Origin of the sequence: Aeromonas sp. 3P, from assembly GCF_051919745.1 — a bacterium.
GTDB lineage: Bacteria > Pseudomonadota > Gammaproteobacteria > Enterobacterales > Aeromonadaceae > Aeromonas > Aeromonas veronii.
This window is the reverse complement of record NZ_JBQBED010000001.1, coordinates 2,504,638-2,523,275: the sequence shown is the minus strand read 5'-3', so window position 1 is coordinate 2,523,275 and position 18,638 is coordinate 2,504,638. Positions and strand designations below refer to the sequence as shown.

Genomic DNA, 18,638 nt, shown 5'->3' with positions numbered 1-18,638 from the left:
AGACAGATAAAGAAACGGCGCCTTGATGGCGCCGTTTTTATTGGGTGGCAATCGCCTTAGCCGTTGGCCGGTACCGCGTGGGCGGTGTTGGCCAGCACAGGTCCTGTGTACTTCTCGATCTGCAACTGGGCCATGTGGCCGCAGTTGCCCTGTGCCAGACTGGACGAGCCTTCGTCGAAGGTGAGGCAGTTGACGTTGCCGTTCTTGCAGATGCTGCCCGCTTCGCCCGGCTTGGCCGGGTCATACCAGGCCCCTTCGCAGATCCGCACCACCCCTTGGCGCACATCCTCGGAGAGCAGGGCGCCCACCAAAATCTGGCCGCGCTCGTTGAAGGCGCGCACCAGATCCCCCTGGGCGATGCCACGAGCCTTGGCATCCAGCGGATGGATCATGATTGCCTCGCGGTCGGCGATGGCGAACTTGTCCCGCAGCGGGGTGTTGTCGAGCTGGGAGTGCAGCCGCTGGGTCGGGTGGGAGGTGTTGAGCGACAGCGGATAGCGTGCCGCCACCTCGCTCTTCACCCACTCCTTGGGCTCATACCACTTGGGATAGCCAGCGCAGTCGGCATAACCCATCCCCGCCACCGTGTTGGAGAAGATCTCGATCTTGCCGGACGGGGTGCCGAGCGGATTGAGCAGCGGATTCTCGCGAAAATCGGCGTGACGGATCCACTGGCGGTTGGCCTCGGGGATCGGGAAGCGGATGTAGTTGTTGGACTCCCAGAACATGTTGAACGGCGGCAGCGCCACGCGGGCACCGCGGGCCTGCGCCGCCATGCCGTCGTACATCTGCTTGAGCCACAGCATCTCATCCTTCCCTTCGGTGTACTGCTCCTGCACACCCAGTTTGGCGGCGATGGCGCTGAAGATGTCGAAGTCGTTGCGGGACTCGTGCTGGGGCGGCACGCACTGGTGCATCGGGAACACATAGCGCTGGGAGTAGTCGCCGCCCATCTCCAGATCGTTGCGCTCGTAGCTGGTGGTGACCGGCAGCACGATATCGGCGTGCTTGGCGGTAGCGGTCCAGTAAGGCTCGTGAACGATCACGGTCTGCGGCTTGCGCCACGCCTGCAGCAGGTTGTTGGTGTCCTGATGGTGGTGGAAGGGGTTGCCGCCCGCCACGTAGACCAGCTTGATGTCCGGATAGGTCACCTTGCGGCCGTTGAAATCGATGGTCTTGCCCGGGTTGGCGAGACAGTCGGCGATGCGGGCCACCGGGATCGGGGCCGGGCTGTTCTTCGGTGCATTGCCGGCGGAGATCCCCGCCAGAATGCCGCCCTTGGCGGTGGGGCTGCCACCGGAGGAGTAGTGGTAGCTGAAGCCGTAGCCGCCGCCCGGCAGGCCGATCTGGCCCAGCATGGAGGCCAGAGTGACCAGCATCCAGTTCGGCTGTTCGCCGTGCTGCTGACGCTGCATGCCCCAACCGGCCATGATCATGGTGCGCTTGGCGGCCATATCGAGGGCTAGCTGGCGAATAACCTTGGCATCGACGCCGCAGACAGTGCTCGCCCATTCGGCGCTCTTCGGCTGACCGTCATCCTTGCCGAGCAGATAGGCGAGGAACTTGTCGAAGCCGACGGTGTAGCGATCGAGGAAGGCCTGATCGTGCTTCTTCTCGCTGTAGAGGGTGTGGGCCACACCCAGCATCATGGCCACGTCGGTGTAGGCGTTCGGGGCAATCCACTCGGCGCCGACCAGCTTGGCGGTCTCGTTGTAGACCGGATCGATGCTGATGACGCGGGTGCCTTTCTCTTTCAGCGCCTTGAAGCCGGCCTGACCTTCGTGATCTGGCATGTTCCAGCTGTTCTTCAGGGTGACCTGAGCATTGACCCCCCACAGTACAACCAGTTCGGCGTTCTCGACCACGTTGGGCCAGGCGGTCTGCTGCTCGTACACCTCGATGGAGCCCATCACGTGGGACATGATCACCTGAGCCGCGCCGGTGGAGTAGTCACCGGCATAACCGGTGAAGCCGCCGGAGAGGTTCATCAGGCGGTGCAGCAGGGTACGGCTGTTGTGGAACATGCCGACGCTTTTCCAGCCATAGGAACCGGCGTGGATCGCCTGCGGACCGAAGTCACTCTGAACCCGCTGGATTTCACCGGCCACCAGTTCGATGGCTTTCTCCCAGCTCACCCGCACCCACTCGTCGGCGCCGCGCAGCTCGGGCTTGGCGCCCGGGCCGTGCTCCAGCCAACTCTTGCGTACCATGGGGTACTTGATGCGGTTCTTGGCGTGCACCTGGAACGGCGCCATGTCGATGAGATCGTTCGGCGCCGGATCATCGGCCACCGGCTGGACGCGCACCATGCGACCATCTTCGACGATCGCCTCGAAAGCACCCCAGTGGGCGCCGGTCAGAATGCCCTTCTGGGCGGGCACCAGAGTCGGGAACTGACTCAATGCGGTGCTGATGGCTTGTGCCAGCGCACTCTTGGGAAAAATGCCGCCGAGCAGGGGCAGGGCTGCGCAGGCGCCGAGCCCCTTGAGCAGGTTGCGGCGGGACAGATTGGTCTTCTTGTCATTGAAAAAAGTCATAACGGTTATCCTCTGTGCCAGCCTTAGTGGGCCGCGCTCATGTCACTGGCGTGTTTCTGGACATACTGGGTCAACATGCGAGCCTGTTCCGGGGTCAGGGAGGTACGAGATTCCATCCCCTTGATGACGCCGATCCACTGGTTGGCATTGAAGTGATCCAGCGCGGTGAGGCCGTGGCAGCCGGTACAGTTGTTGGACATCAGGGTGGAGGCGTATTGCCACAGCTTGCCCTGATCGCCGATGAGCTGGCTCTGGTCGACCCAGGCGGTCAGCTTGACCTGATGCCAGGTGAGGTTGGTGGCGCTGTCGGTTTCGCTCTGGCCGGTGACCAGCGCTTTCTTGGCGGCATCGCCGACCAGTACGCTGAGGATCCGTTTGCCCGGTGCGGCGTAGAATACTTCGCTCACACCATCCTGTTGCCAGCCTTCGATCTGCACCTTGGCGCGGCCGTTTTCGTTGGCCAGCACTTCCACCTTGGTGGAGGGCATCAGGGTGCCTTCGTCGGTCTTGGCGGCGGCATCGAGGAACAGCGGGGTGGTGGCGATGGCGTAGCGGGTGGTGACGTTGGCCGGAGTCTGGGCCGCAGCCTGCGCCAGCTCGCTGGCACCGGCGGCAGCCAGGCCGCTCATGTCAGGCATGATGTGGGCGACACCGCGGTGGCAGTCGATACAGGTCTGGCCCTCCTTGATGGCGACCGGGTGCTCGGCGCGGGCATTGGGGCGCTGGGCCAGAATGTCCATCGCCTCGTAGCTGTGGCAGCTGCGGCAGGTGGCGGAGTCGTTGGCTTTCAGCTCGTCCCAGACGGACTGGGCCATCCGCAGCTTGTGGGCTTCATACTTTTCCGGGGTATCCAGGGTGCCGATCGCCTCGTGATAGATATCCTTCACGGCGCGGATCTTGGTCCACAGGTAGGAGGTGGGGTCGCCCGGGATGTGGCAGTCGGCGCACTCGGCGCGGATCCCCTTGGTGTTCTGGAAGTGGACACTGCCCTGATACTCGGCGAGCGGAGTCTGCATGGAGTGGCAGGAGACGCAGAATTCGGTGGAGCTGGTCTTGTGCAGCACGGTCACGGTGACACCCAGTGCCGCGACACCCAGCAGGGCCCCGAGCAGCAGGAGCCAGAACCAGGTTTTTCTTATCAGTTTTCCAATCATGGCGGCGTTTTCCTACGGTCAATAATTACCTACATAGTACTAGTCCAATAGTAGTAGTAATGATAGGGATAAGGCGTTGACCTCCATCATGGTTTATATTTTTGATTGTTGTCACATTCTGTCTTTTGTTTTGTTGTTGATATATTTATCGAATTAAATTCAATTGTTTTCTGTTTTATCTATTTGTGCACTTTCCGCGACAGCTGTTAGCCCCCTCGCAAAACCCCACAAGATTCGCTGATATAGTGAGCAGTGAGCCTCAACGGAGTGTCGCTGATGAGCCCTTTCTCACTGCTGTGTGTCGCCGCCAACGTGCAACTGCTGGCCGAATTCGAACAGGAGTTGGCTCCGCTGCTCGGCCATTTCGCGCTGGTGGTGGTGGTCGGTCAGGGGTCGGCGGAGCTGGCATTGGACGAACTGGATCGCAAGGGGCAGCCACCCGCCGTGGTGGTGTGTGACAGCGAGCTGGGGGATGGGCGAGGGGCCGATTTTCTGATCCGCCTCGGCAGCCGTCACGAGGCGTGCCGCAAGATCCTGCTGGGCAGTCAGCCGGAGATGAAATCGATCATCGAGGCAGTGAACCTCGGTCGTCTCGACTACTACCTGCAACGCCCCTGGCGTGATGGCAGCCTGCGCCGGGCGGTGATCGAGCAGGCGAGCCACTTTGTATTGCAGCGTCCCGAGGCGGACCTGCTGAGCTATGCTGCCGTGCTCGACAACCAGAAGCTGCTGCGAGCCCACGTCGATCGCCAGTTGGCAGCCTATCGGCAGGGCTTTATGGATTACACCCACTGCAGCGATGAAGAGCTGTCGCGGGTGGTGATCGACGGCCTCTACCAGTTTTTCGAGGGCAATGACGAGGAGCGGGTCTGCCGCCACTACAGCCCGGGCCATGTGCTGACACGCGAGGGGGAGCCCAACAGCTTTCTCTGGTTTATCGCCAAGGGGGAGGTGGTGCTGCGCAAGCGGGACGAGCAGGGGATCGATCAGGAGGTGGTGCACTACCGCACCGGCTCGCTGGTGGGGGGCATGTCCTTCGTGACTGGAGAACCCGCCTTCACCACCGGCGTGACTCTGACCGGTGCCGAGGTGATCAAGCTCGACAAGCTGCAATTCTCCCGGGTGATGCAGGCGCGCAGCGAACTGCTCCCCTCCTTTACCAACCTGCTGCTGCGCCACTTCAACCGCCGTCTGCAAAACAGCATCCGCACCGAGATGCGGCTGCAACAGACCCTCAACTCCCTCGACGCCGCTCACGCCCAGCTGGTGGAGAGCGAAAAGATGGCGATGCTGGGTCAGCTGGTGGCCGGTGTCGCCCACGAGCTGAACAACCCGGTGGCGGCCATTATCCGTGGCAGCGAGACCCTGCGGGCCGCCATCCCCGATCTGGTCAATCTCGAACTACCTGCCTCCATCAAGGGGCTGGGCAACCAGACCCTCTGTCAGGCGCTCTCCTCCCAGCCGGTCTCGACCAGCGAGATCCGTGACAAGACCCGGCAGGCGGAGGGGCGCTTTGGCGATCGTCAGCAGGCGCGGCTGGCGGTGCAGATGAATCTGGATGACGAGCTGAACTGGCAGCGCTGGTTTGCCAGCCGCACCGCCGCCGAGCGGGAGGCGCTGCTCTCCCGGCTGGAGCTGTTCCAGCAGACTGGCAGCTTCCTGCGCAATATCGAAGTGTGTGCCCGTCGCATCGGTGATCTGGTCAAGAGCCTCAAGCAGTATGCCCGGCAGGATCGGGCCGAGCCCTCGCTGGTAGACCTGCACGAGGGGCTGGAAGATACCCTGATGATTTTCGAAAACCGCCTCAAGCATCATGAGCTCTGCAAGGAGTACCAGCCGCTGCCGCTGGTGCGCTGTCACCCTATCGCCCTGCAACAGGTGTGGACCAACCTGATCGCCAACAGTCTGGATGCCATGAGCGGCCCGGGGCGACTCACTATTCGCACCGGGTTGCTGGATCCCGAGTGGGTCATGGTGGAGATCGAGGATAGCGGTTGCGGCATCGAGCCCGAGCTGTGGCAGCGGATCTTCGATCTCAACTTCACCACCAAGCGGGAGGGACATTTCGGCCTCGGGATTGGTCTGAGCGTTTCGCTGCAGATAGTTCAGCAGCACCACGGCCGGATCGAGGTGGCCTCCGAACCGGGCCGTTACACCCGGATGCGGGTCTGTCTGCCGCTGGACGGCATGGGGCAGGCCGGTTACGGGGGCGAACCTCATCACAACAAGGAGCATGCGGCCTGAGCCGTGGCCAGCATCAATCGCGCGGCGTGCCAAACCATGTCGCCAAGGAGGAGCAATGAACAAACACTATCTGATCCTGTGTGTGGATGATGAGCGGGAGGTGCTGGATGCGGTGATCCACGATCTCGCCCCGTTCCGTTCCCACTTCGAACTGGAAGCCGCCGAGAGCGTCGATGAGGCGCGTGCGGTGGTGGAGGAGTGGGAGCGCGACGGCAACAAGCTGGCGCTGATCCTTTGTGACCACATCATGCCGGGAACCCTGGGGGTCGATTTTCTGGTGGAGCTGAACCGGCGTGCCACTACCCGCGCCAGTCGCAAATTGCTGCTGACCGGACAAGCGGGGCTGGAGGCCACCGTCGAAGCGGTCAATCGCGGCGGGTTGCACTACTACCTTGCCAAACCGTGGAAGCTGGAGACCCTGCAAGAGGCGGTGCGCGAACAGCTGACCGACTACCTGCTGGCGGAAGATGGCGAAAATGCCTTCCACTATGCGCCGCTGCTCAATCAGGCGCGGCTGTTTGCCGCCATCCACGATCACCCGTTCGACGAGTAGGGGCAGTTGGGCTTTCGCGGTGGCAGTTGTATACTGTCTGCATATACAGTATTGCAGGTAGCCACCGATGCGACTCTTTATCGCCGAGAAGCCCACGCTGGGCCGCGCCATTGCCGATGCCCTGCCCAAGCCCCACAAGAAGGGCGACGGTTTTATCGAAACAGCCCAGGGGGATGTGGTCACCTGGTGCATCGGCCATCTGCTGGAGCAGGCCGAGCCCGATGTCTATGACGCCGCCTTCAAGCAGTGGCGGATGGAGCATCTCCCCATCATCCCCGCCCAGTGGCAGCTGGTGGCCAAGCCCAAGACCAAAACCCAGCTCACCGTCATCAAGCGGCTGATCAAGCAGGCCGACTGCGTGGTCAACGCCGGTGACCCAGACAGGGAAGGGCAACTGCTGGTGGACGAGGTGATCGACTTTCTCGGCTACCCGAAAACCAAGCCGGTGCAGCGTTGTCTCATCAGCGATCTCAACCCGCCCGCGGTGCGCCGCGCCCTCGACAAGCTCAGAGACAACAAGGAGTTCGTGCCGCTGGCGGTTTCCGCACTGGCCCGCAGTCGGGCTGACTGGCTCTATGGCATCAACATGACCCGCGCCTACACCCTGCTCGGACGCAAGGCGGGTTGCAGTGAGCTGCTCTCGGTTGGCCGGGTGCAGACCCCGCTGCTGGGGCTGGTGGTGCGGCGGGATCTCGAGATCGAGGCCTTCGTGCCCAAACCCTTCTACGAGGTGCTGGCCCATCTGCTGACCGAGGGCAACGAGCGCTTCACCGCCAAGTGGCTGCCATCGGAAGCCTGTCTGCCCTGGCAGGACGAGGAGGGGCGGGTGCTCAACCGGGCGCTGGCCGACAAGGTGGTGAGCCGGATCAACGGCCAGCCTGCGCAAGTCGAATCGGTGGAGGAGCAGGCCCGCAAGCAGGCGGCGCCGCTGCCCTACAACCTCTCCAGCCTGCAGATCGATGCCGCCAAGCGCTTCGGCATGGATGCCAAGCGGGTGCTCGACATCTGCCAAAGCCTCTACGAGCGTCACAAGCTCATCACCTATCCGCGCTCCGACAGCCGTTATCTGCCGACCGACCATTTCAAGCGGGCCGAGCAGGTGCGCGGCGCCATCGCCGCCACAGCGCCTGCGCTGGCCAAGGCGGTGAGCGAGGCAGACGGCAAGATCCGCAGCAAGGCGTGGAACGATAGCAAGGTGGATGCCCACCACGCCATCATCCCCACCGAGAAGCAGGGCAACCCCGCCACGCTGGGGGCCGACGAGGCAAAGCTCTATGGCCTGATTGCCCGACAGTATCTGCTGCAGTTCTATCCCCCGTTCGAATACAACGACAGCAAGGTGCTGCTGCGCATCGCCGGTGGCCTGTTTCAGGCCAAGGCGCGGCGAATCCTCAAGGCGGGCTGGAAGGCGCTGCTCGGGGTGGAGGAGGATGACGACGAAGAGAAGGCGGGCACGCTGCCTGCCCTGAAAGAGGGAGAGCAACTGCTCTGCGAGCGGGGCGAACTGCAGGAGAAAATGACCCAGCCGCCCAAGTCGTTCACCGATGCCACCCTGCTGGCGGCCATGACCGGCATCGCCCGCTATGTGCAGGATCCCGAGATCCGCAAGACCCTGCGCGACACCGATGGGCTCGGCACAGAAGCGACCCGGGCCGGTATCATTGACCTGCTGTTCAAGCGCCGCTTTCTGGTGCGTCAGGGCAAGAGCATCAAGGCGACCCCGACCGGACGGGCGCTGGTTCAGGCGTTGCCCGCGACAGCTACCACGCCGGATATGACGGCGCTGTGGGAGCAGAGCCTCGGCCAGATCGCCGAGCGCCACGGCAGCTACCAGCAGTTTATGGGGCCGCTCACCGAGCAGCTCAACGGCCTGATCGAGGGGGCGCGGCAGGACTCCGGCGCCAGCTTCAGCGCCCTGCCCAAGGAGGTGCCGGGCACCAGCAAGCGGCGTTTTACCTGGCGCAAGAGTCCGGCAACCAGCACGACTGGCGGGCCCCTACCGCGCAAGACGGCCAGCAAACGCCAGACCAGGGCTGCATAACGAAAAAAGGCGCCCATCCTGGGCGCCAAAGGCATTGTTGTCAGGCTGCCTGAGTGGACAAGCTGGCACGGATCCTGTGCTGGTAGTGCAGAATCACACCGAGAAACACCAGATCCTTGAACAGGAAGAACTCGGTGACTGGCACGCCATCAACCACTTTCCAGACACCTGTCAGAGTCAGCAGGAAGCTCAGCGTCGCCAGGAAGGTGACGATAGCCCCCATGCTGCTCCAGTAACCGATGCGAGGTTGCCACAGACCCACGACCAGTCCGATGGCGATCACTATCTCGACCACCCCGATCAGGTTCGATACGCTCTGTTCCGACAGGGGGCCATAGAGCCAGCTCATCAAGGGGTGGCTCGCTACCAGTGGTTTGATGGCGGCTGCCTCTGTCGGGGTAAACTTGAAGACGCCGATCCAGAGCAGGGTCAATACCACGCCCGCCAGAGCGACCAGAAAGCCTTTGTCATGTTGCTGCATGGGGGCTCCTTGTTTAAGGGGTCAGAGTGACGGGCGGGAAGTCGATCTCGGTCGCCGCCAGGTGGTTGCCATAGTTGGTCAGGGTATTGACCACCACCTGGCCGAGCACCTCCAGCAGCAGCTCGTCATCTACGCCTGCGGCCCGGGCGCTAGCAAGCTGCTCGTCACTGATCACCCCGCGCTGGTTGACCAGCGCTGTTGCCAGTTGCAGCAGGGCGTGATCAAGGGGAGCCGAGGCCTGGCCGAGTCGGGCAGCCCGGATCTCCTGTGCCGAGAATCCAGCCTTGCCCGCGAGCAGTGTGTGGGCAGACAAACAGTATTGGCAGGCGTTGGCTTGACCTATGGCCAGTGCCAGCAACTCCCGTTGTGGGGCAGTGAGACGCCCCTTGCCAAGAGCCTCGGCAAAGGCCAGGAAGCCATTGAGCAGGGCTGGCGAGTGGGCCAGGGTGGCGTAGAGGTTGGGCACCATGCCCAGATTGCGTTGCAGGGTGGCCAGGGTCTGGGCGGCTGCGGGTTGCGGCTGGGATACGGGTTGGATACGGCTCATGATCTTCTCCTGTGGTAGTGAAGGTACGGGAGACAGTGTGCCGTCATTCGTGATACGGTTTATCACTCATCGTCTGCAAATAAATACTATTCGTCTCAAATATGGATCCGCTCTCTGCCCTGTTGGTTCATGCCTCCCCCGAAGCCAAGATCTTCTTCGCCGGCAACCTGTGCCAGAACTCCTCCAGTGATGATTATCCGAGTGGCGGACATCTTCATCTGCTGCGCAGCGGTGCCGTCATGCTGCGTGAAGAGGGGGGCGCCAGCTTGCTGCTCGAGGAGCCGACCCTGATCCTGTTCCCTCGGGGACGTCCTCACAAGCTTGAACCCAGAACGCTGGGGGGGTGTGATTTGGTGTGCGCCAATGTCGTATTCGGCAAGGGGGGCGCATCGCCGTTGCAACTGGCATTACCGGGCTCGCTGGTGCTGCCGCTACGTGAGTTGCCTGTCCTGACGCCGGTGCTGAGTCAGCTGTTTGACGAGGCGTTTCACCCCCGCTACGGGCAGGATCCGCTGATCTCCCGCTTGCTGGAGGTACTGTTGATCCTGCTGCTGCGTCATCTGGTCGAGCAAGGGGTGTGTCAGCAGGGGATGCTGGCAGGTATTTCCGATCCCCAGTTGGCCAAGGCGATCTCGGTGATGCATCAGCGTGGGGATGAACCCTGGACGGTGGCCACGCTGGCGCGGGAGGCCGGCATGTCGCGGGCCCGCTTTGCCGCGAGGTTTCAGGAGCGGGTCGGTCAAGCGCCGCTGGGTTATCTGACCCGCTGGCGCATGGCGCGCGCCTGCCAGCAACTGCTGGTGGGGGAGCCTATGGCGCAGGTGGCGCTGGGTGCGGGATACAGCAGCAGTGTTGCCTTTGGTAGGGCATTCGAGCGGGAGCTGGGGGTGAGCCCGGGGCGCTGGCTCAAGGCGCAGCAACAAGCCGAATAAAAAAACGGGGCAGCCAGTGGCTGCCCCGTGTTCATGGCTGGTCAGCCGGTATAGACGTTCTCTTCCGGATAACGGATGCGGGTCTCGACCGGGCGGGCCAGCATAAAGGCCAGGGTCAGCGGGCCGAGACGGCCGCAGATCATCACCAGTACCAGGATCAGCTTGCCCGGCTCGCTCAGGGAGGCTGTGATGCCGGTAGAGAGGCCGACGGTGGCAAATGCCGAGATGGTCTCGAACATGATTTTGTCGAACGGCAGATCCTCGGTCACCATCAGCAGGAACATCGCCAGCATCAGCACCATGGTGCTGACGATGATGATGGCCAGCGAGCGTGTCACGATCTGGGGCGACAGGGTGCGGCCAAAAGCGGTGACATGGGGCCGTTTGGTCAGAAATGCCTTGGTCGCCAGCAGCACGACTGCGAAGGTGGTGACTTTGATACCACCACCGGTCGAGGTGGCACCGGCACCGATAAACATCAACATCATCAGGAACAGCAACGCCGCCGGGGTCATCAGCCCGATATCTATGGTATTGAAACCGGCGGTACGGGCACTGGCAGACTGGAAGAAGGCAGCCAGCAGCTGGCCACCGACACCGGCCTTGCCGAGGGTGCCGGGGTTGTTGTGTTCCAGCAGCCAGAACATCAGGGTACCGGCCAGCAGCAGGGCCGGGGTCATCAGCAGCATCAGCTTGCTGTGCAGCTTCAGCTTGCGCCAGCGGCGGTTGCGCACCAGATCGACGATGACGGTAAAGCCGATCCCCCCAGGATCAGCAGACCGGCGATGGTCAGGCTGATGATGGGGTCGTCCCTATAGTCCATCAGGTTGTTGGCAAACAGCGAAAACCCGGCGTTGTTGAAGGCCGATACTGCGTGGAAGAAGCTGACATAGAGGCCGTGCACCCACCCCATCTCGGGCACCCAGCGGATCGCCATGATGCCGGTGCCGATCAGTTGGGCAATAAAGGCGAACAGCACGATCCGTTTGACCAGCTGAATGATGTTGACCGAGCCTTCCTGTCCCAGCGCCTCCTTGGCCAGTACCTGCTGGCGCAGACCGACCCGCTTGCTGAAGATGGCGATCAGCAGCAGGGTCATGGTCATCTGGCCCAGACCGCCGATCTCCATCAGCATCAGCAGGAAAATCTGCCCCTGCAGGGTGAAGGCGGTGCCGGTATCCACCACGCCAAGACCTGTCACGCTGATGGCCGAGGTGGCGGTAAACAGGGCGTTGACGAAGGTAACCTCGCCATTGTGGCTGGAGGGTTGCACCAGAAAGATGGTGCCAATCAGCAGAATGATCAGAAAGCTGCCGAGGATCAGCCGGGCTTCGCTCCAGCGAGAGTCCTGCTCCCGATGGAGGGCGAAGGCGTAGCTGCTGCGCCAGTTGATCATAGAGTTTCGAGCCAGTGGTCGATAGCGTGCTTGTTGCCCGCCAGGATCAGGATGTCGCCCAGTTGCAGCTCCATCTTGCCGGTCAGTACGTTGTGCAGCACATCACCACGCTTGATGGCGAGCAGCTGGAAATCGCTCTGTTGCAGCAGGTGGAAGTCGCCCAGTTCCCGGCCATTCTGTTGCAGGCCAATCACGAACTCGGTCAGCACCATGTCGTGGCCCAGCTCCAGATAGTCGAACAGCCGGTTGTCCAGCATGCTCTGGGCGACCCGGCGGCCCATGTCCCACTCCGGGTTGATCACCTTGTCGGCGCCCACTTTCTGCAGGATCTTGGCGTGGAACTTGTCGCGTGCCTTGACCCACACCTTCTTCACGCCTGCCTCTTTCAAGACGAGGGTAGTGAGGATGCTGGTCTCCAGGTTGTCACCGATGGCAACGAAGACGATATCGAAATTGGCCAGTCCCAGCTCGGCCACGGTGGCCTCATCGGTGGCATCCGCCACGATCACGTGATTGCAGAGGGCGGCGATTTGCCGGGTCTTGCTCTCGTCGATATCGATGGCCAGTACTTCGGCATCTTGCCGTTGCAGCTCTTCGCACAGCGCGCTGCCAAACAGGCCCAGGCCGATGACGGCAAACTGGTTGTTCATGAGTTATTCCTCAGCAGTTGAAGTCGCCTACTCTAAACCACTGCTATTCCCCCGAAAAGGGCTCGGGTTTTTCGTCATGGTGCAACTTGAGGTAGACTGCGCCCTTGCACCAAGCCGGGATAGACCGATGAAACTGAATGCCAACGCCTCCTTGTTGAAGCTCAACACCCTTGCCCTCGATGCGTATTGCCTCTGGCTGGCCGAGGTGGAGCAGGTTGCCGATCTGGCGACCCTGCGTGCCGATCCGCAGCTCAACCAGCTGCCGCGCCTCAATCTGGGCGGCGGCAGCAACATGCTCTTCACCACCGATTTTCTCGGTCTGGTGGTGCTCAACCGGCTCAAGGGGATTACCGCTGAAGATGGTGGCGATCACTGGTTGCTCCATGTGGCGGCCGGTGAAGATTGGCATCAGCTGGTGCGCCATACCTTGCAACAGGGCTGGTTCGGGCTGGAGAATCTGGCGCTTATTCCCGGCACGGTCGGTGCGGCGCCGGTGCAGAACATCGGTGCGTATGGCGTTGAGCTGGCCGACTTCTGCGCCTATGTCGAGGCGTTCAACTGGCAGAGTGGCGAGATTGAACGGATCGTGGCGGCAGAGTGCCGCTTCGGTTATCGCGACAGCATCTTCAAACACGAGTATCAGGATTCTCACCTGATCACCGCCGTCGGACTCAAACTGCCCAAGGCGTGGCAACCGGTGCTGGGCTATGGCCCGCTGGCAGCCCTCGGTGACGCGCCTTCGGCGCAGGCCATCTTCGATACCGTCTGTGCCACCCGCATGGCCAAGCTGCCGGATCCCGCCGTACTCGGCAATGCCGGCAGCTTCTTCAAAAATCCGGTGGTGCCTGCCGCGCTGGCGGAGTCGCTCAAGTCGCGCTACCCGCAGATGCCCTGCTATCCGGCTGGAGAAGGGCAGGCCAAGCTGGCGGCGGGCTGGCTCATCGATCAGTGCGGTCTGAAAGGTTTCGCCATTGGCCGTGCTGCTGTTCATCAGGAGCAGGCGCTGGTGCTGGTCAATCTGGGGGGCGCCAGTGCCATGGAGCTGATCGCGCTGGCGGCTCATGTCCGTGACAGCGTGGAGCAGACGTTTGGCGTGGTGCTGGAGCACGAGGTGCGTTTTATGGGTGCGCACGGTGAAACCTGGCTCGACGAGGTGCTCTCATGACCCTTACTCCCATCAGACAGACCCTGATCACTCTGCTTAGCGACGGCCAGTTTCACTCCGGCGAACAGCTGGGTGAGCAGCTCGGCATCAGCCGGGCTGCGGTAAGCAAACACATGGCGGCGCTCAAGGAGCTGGGGCTGGATCTCTTTAGCCTGACCGGCAAAGGCTACCGGTTGGCGGTACCGATGGCGCTCTATGATCAGGCTACCTTGCAGGTACTGGCCCCGATGGCGCCGGTGCACTGTTTTCCTGTCATCGGCTCGACCAACCAACACCTGCTGGATCGGGTCAATGAGCTGCGCTCCGGCGAGAGTTGTCTGGCCGAGTGTCAGACAGCTGGGCGCGGTCGTCGTGGCAAACCCTGGATTTCGCCGTTCGGTTGCCAGCTGATCCTCAGCATGTACTGGCGACTAGAACAAGGCATGGCGGCGGCCATGGGGCTCAGTCTGGCGGTCGGCGTGGCAGTGGTTGAAGCGCTGGAGTCCCTTGGTTATCAGGGGGTCGAGCTCAAGTGGCCGAACGACCTCTACTATCAGGGCCGCAAGCTGGCGGGCATTCTGGTAGAGATGAGCGGTAGCGCCGGGGCCAGCTGTCATCTGGTGATCGGCATCGGTCTCAATCTGGCGATGCCTGCCCGCGAAGGTGAGAAGATCGATCAGGCCTGGGCCGAGCTGCGCCACATCAATCCCGAGCTGGTCGATCGCAATCAGTTGGCAGCCCGGATGATCGTCCATTTGCAGCGGGCGCTGCACACCTTTGAGCAGCAGGGGCTGGCAAGCTTTGTCGATGAGTGGAACCGGCTCGATCACTTTGCCGGTCGCCCGGTGCGCCTGCTGATGGGGGATCAGGAGATCCGCGGCATCGCTCGTGGCATCGACGATCGCGGCGCCCTGCGACTGGAGACAGGTGAAGGGATCAAATTCTATCTAGGGGGCGAGCTCTCCCTGCGTGGGGGCGACTGAGGGCCTGCAAGGCCACTCATGATGCCAAACAGAAGAGGGGGCCTGCGGGCCCCCTCTTCGTTATCCGGCAATGGCTGTCATCATTTGCGCAGTTTGATCTGCTCGATGGCGTGCTCATGGCCCTTGGTCATGATCAGGTTGGCTCGCTCACGCGTTGGTAGGATATTTTCTTGCAAATTCAGATAGTTGATATCTTGCCAGATGTTGCTCGCGATCTGGGTCGCCTCACTCTCCGCCAGCTTGGCGTAGTTATGGAAGTAGGAGTCGGGATCCGAGAAGGCGCCGCTGCGGAATTTCAGGAAGCGTTCGATATACCAGGTACGCAGCAGTTCGGCATCGGCATCCACATAGATGGAGAAGTCGACGAAGTCCGACACGAAGACCCGATGGGGCTCCTGAGGGTAATCCATGCCGCTTTGCAGCACATTGAGCCCTTCCAGGATCAGGATGTCCGGCTGCTCCACCACCTTCTTCTCATCGGGAATGATGTCGTAGATAAGGTGGGAGTAAACCGGCGCTTCGACCTTCTCGTGACCAGCGCGGATGTTGGCGACAAACTCCACCAGATGGCGGATGTCGTAGGATTCCGGGAACCCCTTGCGGCGCATCAGGCCGCGCTCTTCCAGTACCTTGTTGGGATAGAGGAAGCCGTCGGTGGTGACCAGCTCCACCCGTGGATGTTCCGGCCAGCGCTCCAACAGGGCCTGCAGAATACGGGCCGTGGTGCTTTTGCCCCCCGCCACGCTGCCGGCAATGCTGATGATGTAGGTGCCCTTGCCGCGGGACTGGCCGAGGAACTGCTCCAGCACCCGGCTGCGACGCTGTTTGGCTTTGACATAGAGATTGAGCAGGCGGGAGAGAGGCAGATAGATCTCTTCCACTTCCCGCAATGACACCTTCTCGTTGATCCCGCGCAGGGTCTGCAGATCGTGTTCGGTCAGGGTCAGGGGGACCGAATCGCGCAATAACGCCCATTGTTCGCGGGTGAATTGCAGATAGGGGTTATGCTCTGTCGTCATGGTGTCATCACTGTTTCTTGGGCACGGCGACCATACACCAAGGGTGGGGGAGCGACAAGGGACGCAGCAGGATTGGCTTGTTTGCCCCCGCTTTTTTGCAAACTTCCCAGCAATAAAGCATATTTTGCCGGGTTCAATGGTTGCATCCCCCAAAACCTTACAATAAAATGCGCGACGCTTGACTGTCTATCGTCTATTTGCCGTGCAAAAGCGATAAACACAACGGGTGCAAGCAGAATTACCGTTGTGACAATCTGGCGTCTGGAGGGGTTCCCGAGCGGCCAAAGGGATCAGACTGTAAATCTGACGGCTCTGCCTTCGAAGGTTCGAATCCTTCTCCCTCCACCATATTTCTCTGCGGTTTGAGTTCTTTGGGTTAGAGAAATGCGGGCATCGTATAATGGCTATTACCTCAGCCTTCCAAGCTGATGATGCGGGTTCGATTCCCGCTGCCCGCTCCAAGATGCTGATATGGCTCAGGCGTTAGCAGAGCCGCACCCTAGGGTGAGTTCGGCAAGCGAACCAGCCATCAGTACCTCTCTCTTTCCCACCAGATTCAAATCCATCATATAAACTGTTCTGTGGTTAGCTTGCCACCGCGTACTCAGCGTTAGTTTAGAGGGACGATCATGTCTAAAGAAAAATTTGAGCGTAATAAACCGCACGTTAACGTGGGTACCATCGGCCACGTTGACCACGGTAAAACCACCCTGACTGCAGCTATCACCAACGTGCTGGCCAAGCACTTCGGTGGTAAAGCTTTCGCCTTCGACCAGATCGACAAGGCACCGGAAGAGCGTGAGCGTGGTATCACCATCAACACCTCCCACGTAGAATACGACACCGCTACCCGTCACTACGCCCACGTAGATTGCCCGGGTCACGCCGACTACGTTAAAAACATGATCACCGGTGCTGCCCAGATGGACGGCGCGATCCTGGTAGTAGCAGCGACTGACGGCCCGATGCCGCAGACTCGTGAGCACATCCTGCTGGGTCGTCAGGTTGGTATCCCGTACATGATCGTGTTCATGAACAAGTGTGACATGGTTGATGACGAAGAGCTGCTCGAACTGGTTGAGATGGAAGTTCGTGAACTGCTGACCGAGTACGACTTCCCGGGTGATGACCTGCCGGTAGTTCGTGGTTCCGCACTGAAAGCGCTGGAAGGCGACGCTCAGTGGGAAGAGAAGATCATCGAGCTGGCTGGCCACCTGGATACTTACATCCCGGAGCCGGAGCGCGCGATTGACCAGCCGTTCCTGATGCCTATCGAAGACGTATTCTCTATCGCTGGCCGTGGTACCGTAGTTACCGGTCGTGTAGAGCGCGGTATCGTTAAAGTAGGTGAGACTGTAGAAATCGTTGGTATCAAAGATACCGTTTCTACCACCTGTACCGGTGTTGAAATGTTCCGCAAGCTGCTGGACGAAGGTCGTGCAGGTGAGAACATCGGCGCGCTGCTGCGTGGTGTTAAGCGTGAAGACGTAGAGCGTGGTCAGGTACTGGCCAAGCCGGGTTCTATCAAGCCGCACACCAAGTTCGAATCTGAAGTGTACGTACTGTCCAAAGAAGAAGGTGGTCGTCATACCCCATTCTTCAAAGGCTACCGTCCGCAGTTCTACTTCCGTACTACCGACGTGACCGGTACCATCGAACTGCCGGAAGGCGTAGAGATGGTAATGCCGGGCGACAACATCAAAATGGTTGTTACCCTGATTGCTCCGATCGCGATGGACGACGGCCTGCGTTTCGCTATCCGTGAAGGTGGCCGTACCGTAGGTGCCGGTGTTGTAGCCAGCGTAATCGCTTAATCTTTGGCTTACATAAATAAAGCAAAGCCCCTATAATAGGGGCTTTCTTGTGTAGGGGCGTAGTTCGAATTGGTAGAACAGCGGTCTCCAAAACCGATGGTTGCGGGTTCGAGTCCTGCCGCCCCTGCCATATACCTCGTCTCGTACGGGGCTTTTGTGTCTTTGGTTACGTCAGATACAGGTGGGTTGTATGAGTGTTAGTTCTGAGAGCCAGGGCGGAAGCAAGGATACCCTGCTTTGGGGCCTGGTTTTCATTATCCTGGCGGCCGCTGTAGTGGGTAATTACCTGCTCAACGATGTTGTCGCTGCCGTCCGCGCCCTGGGTGTGGTCGTTGTCATTGCTGCTGCTGGTGCAGTAGCCCTGCAAACCACCAAGGGAAAGGCAACACTGGCATTCGCCCGTGAGTCTCGCCTGGAAGTCCGCAAGGTCGTATGGCCGACCCGTCAGGAAGCCATTCAGACAACCCTGATTGTGCTGGCGGTGACCGCCGTGATGGGGCTGCTGCTGTTCGTTCTGGACGGTGCCTTGGTCTGGTTGGTCAACCTGATTACCGGTGTGTAAGGATAAGCCATGACTGAACAACGTATGAGATGGTATGTCGTGCAGGCTTTTTCCGGCTATGAAGGCCGTGTAGCCAAGTCCCTGCGCGAACATATCAAGATGCATGGCATGGAAGACATGTTCGGTGAAGTACTGGTCCCGACCGAAGAAGTGGTCGAGATGCGTGCTGGCCAGAAGCGCAAGAGTGAGCGCAAGTTTTTCCCGGGTTATGTCCTGGTCCAGATGATCATGGATGAAACCACATGGCACCTGGTGCGTAACGTACCGCGTGTAATGGGCTTCATCGGCGGTACTTCCGACCGTCCGGCACCGATCTCCGACAAAGAGGCCGATGCCATCCTGAACCGTCTGCAGGATGCCCACGACAAGCCGCGTCCGAAAACCCTGTTTGAACCGGGTGAAATGGTGCGAGTTGCTGATGGTCCGTTTGCCGACTTCAACGGTACCGTTGAAGAGGTAGATTATGAGAAGAGCCGCGTGAAGGTCTCTGTACTGATCTTCGGTCGTTCTACTCCTGTTGAACTGGATTTTGGTCAGGTCGAAAAAGGCTGATTGAATTCTGTACGTTTAACGGTTGTCAG

Annotated in this window: 15 protein-coding genes, 3 tRNA genes and 1 pseudogene; 12 read left to right on the top strand and 7 right to left on the bottom strand. The window is 60.7% G+C overall.

Annotation, left to right across the window (positions count from 1 at the left end):
- Nucleotides 1–56: 56 nt before the first annotated feature.
- Together torA and ACTG19_RS11525 are read right to left on the bottom strand one after the other, a co-directional pair.
- On the bottom strand, nt 57–2,537 hold the full coding sequence (gene torA, locus ACTG19_RS11530) for a trimethylamine-N-oxide reductase TorA (RefSeq protein WP_113740345.1): 2,481 nt from the start codon (nt 2,535–2,537) through the stop codon (nt 57–59).
- Nucleotides 2,538–2,560: 23 nt separating this feature from the next.
- Complete coding sequence (locus ACTG19_RS11525; protein ID WP_005339847.1) at nt 2,561–3,691, bottom strand: NapC/NirT family cytochrome c; 1,131 nt, start codon at nt 3,689–3,691, stop codon at nt 2,561–2,563.
- Between the two features lie 276 nt (nt 3,692–3,967).
- Between ACTG19_RS11525 and ACTG19_RS11520 the strand changes: the two genes are divergently transcribed.
- The 3 genes from ACTG19_RS11520 to ACTG19_RS11510 all read left to right on the top strand — a co-directional run bounded on the left by ACTG19_RS11520 (nt 3,968) and on the right by ACTG19_RS11510 (nt 8,529).
- Nucleotides 3,968–5,935, top strand: a complete 1,968-nt coding sequence (locus ACTG19_RS11520; protein WP_064337518.1) for an ATP-binding protein — start codon at nt 3,968–3,970, stop codon at nt 5,933–5,935.
- A 55-nt stretch (nt 5,936–5,990) separates the two neighbouring features.
- Nucleotides 5,991–6,488, top strand: a complete 498-nt coding sequence (locus tag ACTG19_RS11515) for a response regulator (RefSeq protein ID WP_042054822.1) — start codon at nt 5,991–5,993, stop codon at nt 6,486–6,488.
- Between the two features lie 67 nt (nt 6,489–6,555).
- Complete coding sequence (locus tag ACTG19_RS11510; protein WP_113740346.1) at nt 6,556–8,529, top strand: DNA topoisomerase III; 1,974 nt, start codon at nt 6,556–6,558, stop codon at nt 8,527–8,529.
- Between the two features lie 40 nt (nt 8,530–8,569).
- On the opposite strand, the gene ACTG19_RS11505 is transcribed toward ACTG19_RS11510, so the two are convergent.
- Both ACTG19_RS11505 and ACTG19_RS11500 read right to left on the bottom strand, forming a co-directional pair.
- Nucleotides 8,570–9,010 carry a DUF417 family protein gene (locus ACTG19_RS11505; RefSeq protein ID WP_113740347.1) on the bottom strand — a complete coding sequence of 147 codons (441 nt, stop codon included), beginning with the start codon at nt 9,008–9,010 and terminating at the stop codon, nt 8,570–8,572.
- 13 nt (nt 9,011–9,023) lie between these two features.
- The gene (locus ACTG19_RS11500) at nt 9,024–9,557 is read right to left on the bottom strand and encodes a carboxymuconolactone decarboxylase family protein (RefSeq protein WP_043823097.1); all 534 of its coding nucleotides are present in this window, start codon (nt 9,555–9,557) and stop codon (nt 9,024–9,026) included.
- A 101-nt stretch (nt 9,558–9,658) separates the two neighbouring features.
- On the opposite strand from ACTG19_RS11500, the gene ACTG19_RS11495 reads away from it, so the two are divergent.
- The gene (locus tag ACTG19_RS11495) at nt 9,659–10,489 is read left to right on the top strand and encodes an AraC family transcriptional regulator (protein WP_113740348.1); all 831 of its coding nucleotides are present in this window, start codon (nt 9,659–9,661) and stop codon (nt 10,487–10,489) included.
- Nucleotides 10,490–10,530: 41 nt separating this feature from the next.
- On the opposite strand, the pseudogene ACTG19_RS11490 reads toward ACTG19_RS11495, so the two are convergent.
- Both ACTG19_RS11490 and ACTG19_RS11485 read right to left on the bottom strand, forming a co-directional pair.
- Nucleotides 10,531–11,885: pseudogene (locus ACTG19_RS11490) on the bottom strand (TrkH family potassium uptake protein).
- Nucleotides 11,882–12,535 carry a potassium channel family protein gene (locus ACTG19_RS11485; protein ID WP_005339863.1) on the bottom strand — a complete coding sequence of 218 codons (654 nt, stop codon included), beginning with the start codon at nt 12,533–12,535 and terminating at the stop codon, nt 11,882–11,884. The pseudogene ACTG19_RS11490 and the gene ACTG19_RS11485 overlap by 4 nt, the downstream one beginning before the upstream one ends.
- Before the next feature lie 127 nt (nt 12,536–12,662).
- Between ACTG19_RS11485 and murB the strand changes: the two genes are divergently transcribed.
- Both murB and birA read left to right on the top strand, forming a co-directional pair.
- A complete protein-coding gene (gene murB, locus ACTG19_RS11480) occupies nt 12,663–13,700 on the top strand; it encodes a UDP-N-acetylmuramate dehydrogenase (protein WP_320545520.1) in 1,038 nt (345 codons plus the stop codon).
- Nucleotides 13,697–14,662, top strand: a complete 966-nt coding sequence (gene birA, locus ACTG19_RS11475; RefSeq protein WP_439989090.1) for a bifunctional biotin--[acetyl-CoA-carboxylase] ligase/biotin operon repressor BirA — start codon at nt 13,697–13,699, stop codon at nt 14,660–14,662. The genes murB and birA overlap by 4 nt, the downstream gene beginning before the upstream one ends.
- Before the next feature lie 80 nt (nt 14,663–14,742).
- Here the strand turns inward: birA and coaA are convergent, their stop codons facing one another.
- Entirely contained in the window at nt 14,743–15,681 is a 939-nt protein-coding gene (gene coaA, locus ACTG19_RS11470) for a type I pantothenate kinase (RefSeq protein WP_005339877.1), read from the bottom strand.
- A 263-nt stretch (nt 15,682–15,944) separates the two neighbouring features.
- Here coaA and ACTG19_RS11465 point away from each other — a divergent pair.
- From ACTG19_RS11465 to nusG, 6 genes are all read left to right on the top strand, one after another.
- Nucleotides 15,945–16,029, top strand: a tRNA-Tyr gene (locus ACTG19_RS11465).
- Between the two features lie 38 nt (nt 16,030–16,067).
- A tRNA-Gly gene (locus tag ACTG19_RS11460) sits at nt 16,068–16,142 on the top strand.
- A 168-nt stretch (nt 16,143–16,310) separates the two neighbouring features.
- Nucleotides 16,311–17,495: an elongation factor Tu gene (gene tuf, locus ACTG19_RS11455; RefSeq protein ID WP_005339879.1), complete on the top strand. Its 1,185-nt coding sequence runs from the start codon at nt 16,311–16,313 to the stop codon at nt 17,493–17,495.
- 53 nt (nt 17,496–17,548) lie between these two features.
- A tRNA-Trp gene (locus ACTG19_RS11450) sits at nt 17,549–17,625 on the top strand.
- Nucleotides 17,626–17,685: 60 nt separating this feature from the next.
- On the top strand, nt 17,686–18,057 hold the full coding sequence (gene secE / locus ACTG19_RS11445) for a preprotein translocase subunit SecE (RefSeq protein WP_005306322.1): 372 nt from the start codon (nt 17,686–17,688) through the stop codon (nt 18,055–18,057).
- 9 nt (nt 18,058–18,066) lie between these two features.
- Nucleotides 18,067–18,609: a transcription termination/antitermination protein NusG gene (gene nusG, locus ACTG19_RS11440; protein WP_058056198.1), complete on the top strand. Its 543-nt coding sequence runs from the start codon at nt 18,067–18,069 to the stop codon at nt 18,607–18,609.
- Nucleotides 18,610–18,638 lie beyond the last annotated feature (29 nt).

Excerpts from the sequence above, each read along its gene's own strand:
- ACTG19_RS11495 (WP_113740348.1), top strand. The coding sequence starts at position 9,659 with ATGGATCCGCTCTCTGCCCTGTTGGTTCATGCCTCCCCCGAAGCCAAG.
- ACTG19_RS11525 (WP_005339847.1), bottom strand. The coding sequence starts at position 3,691 with ATGATTGGAAAACTGATAAGAAAAACCTGGTTCTGGCTCCTGCTGCTC.
- ACTG19_RS11510 (WP_113740346.1), top strand. The coding sequence starts at position 6,556 with ATGCGACTCTTTATCGCCGAGAAGCCCACGCTGGGCCGCGCCATTGCC.
- murB (WP_320545520.1), top strand. The coding sequence starts at position 12,663 with ATGAAACTGAATGCCAACGCCTCCTTGTTGAAGCTCAACACCCTTGCC.
- birA (WP_439989090.1), top strand. The coding sequence starts at position 13,697 with ATGACCCTTACTCCCATCAGACAGACCCTGATCACTCTGCTTAGCGAC.
- secE (WP_005306322.1), top strand. The coding sequence starts at position 17,686 with ATGAGTGTTAGTTCTGAGAGCCAGGGCGGAAGCAAGGATACCCTGCTT.
- coaA (WP_005339877.1), bottom strand. The coding sequence starts at position 15,681 with ATGACGACAGAGCATAACCCCTATCTGCAATTCACCCGCGAACAATGG.
- torA (WP_113740345.1), bottom strand. The coding sequence starts at position 2,537 with ATGACTTTTTTCAATGACAAGAAGACCAATCTGTCCCGCCGCAACCTG.
- tuf (WP_005339879.1), top strand. The coding sequence starts at position 16,311 with ATGTCTAAAGAAAAATTTGAGCGTAATAAACCGCACGTTAACGTGGGT.
- ACTG19_RS11520 (WP_064337518.1), top strand. The coding sequence starts at position 3,968 with ATGAGCCCTTTCTCACTGCTGTGTGTCGCCGCCAACGTGCAACTGCTG.
- ACTG19_RS11515 (WP_042054822.1), top strand. The coding sequence starts at position 5,991 with ATGAACAAACACTATCTGATCCTGTGTGTGGATGATGAGCGGGAGGTG.
- ACTG19_RS11500 (WP_043823097.1), bottom strand. The coding sequence starts at position 9,557 with ATGAGCCGTATCCAACCCGTATCCCAGCCGCAACCCGCAGCCGCCCAG.
- nusG (WP_058056198.1), top strand. The coding sequence starts at position 18,067 with ATGACTGAACAACGTATGAGATGGTATGTCGTGCAGGCTTTTTCCGGC.
- ACTG19_RS11485 (WP_005339863.1), bottom strand. The coding sequence starts at position 12,535 with ATGAACAACCAGTTTGCCGTCATCGGCCTGGGCCTGTTTGGCAGCGCG.
- ACTG19_RS11505 (WP_113740347.1), bottom strand. The coding sequence starts at position 9,010 with ATGCAGCAACATGACAAAGGCTTTCTGGTCGCTCTGGCGGGCGTGGTA.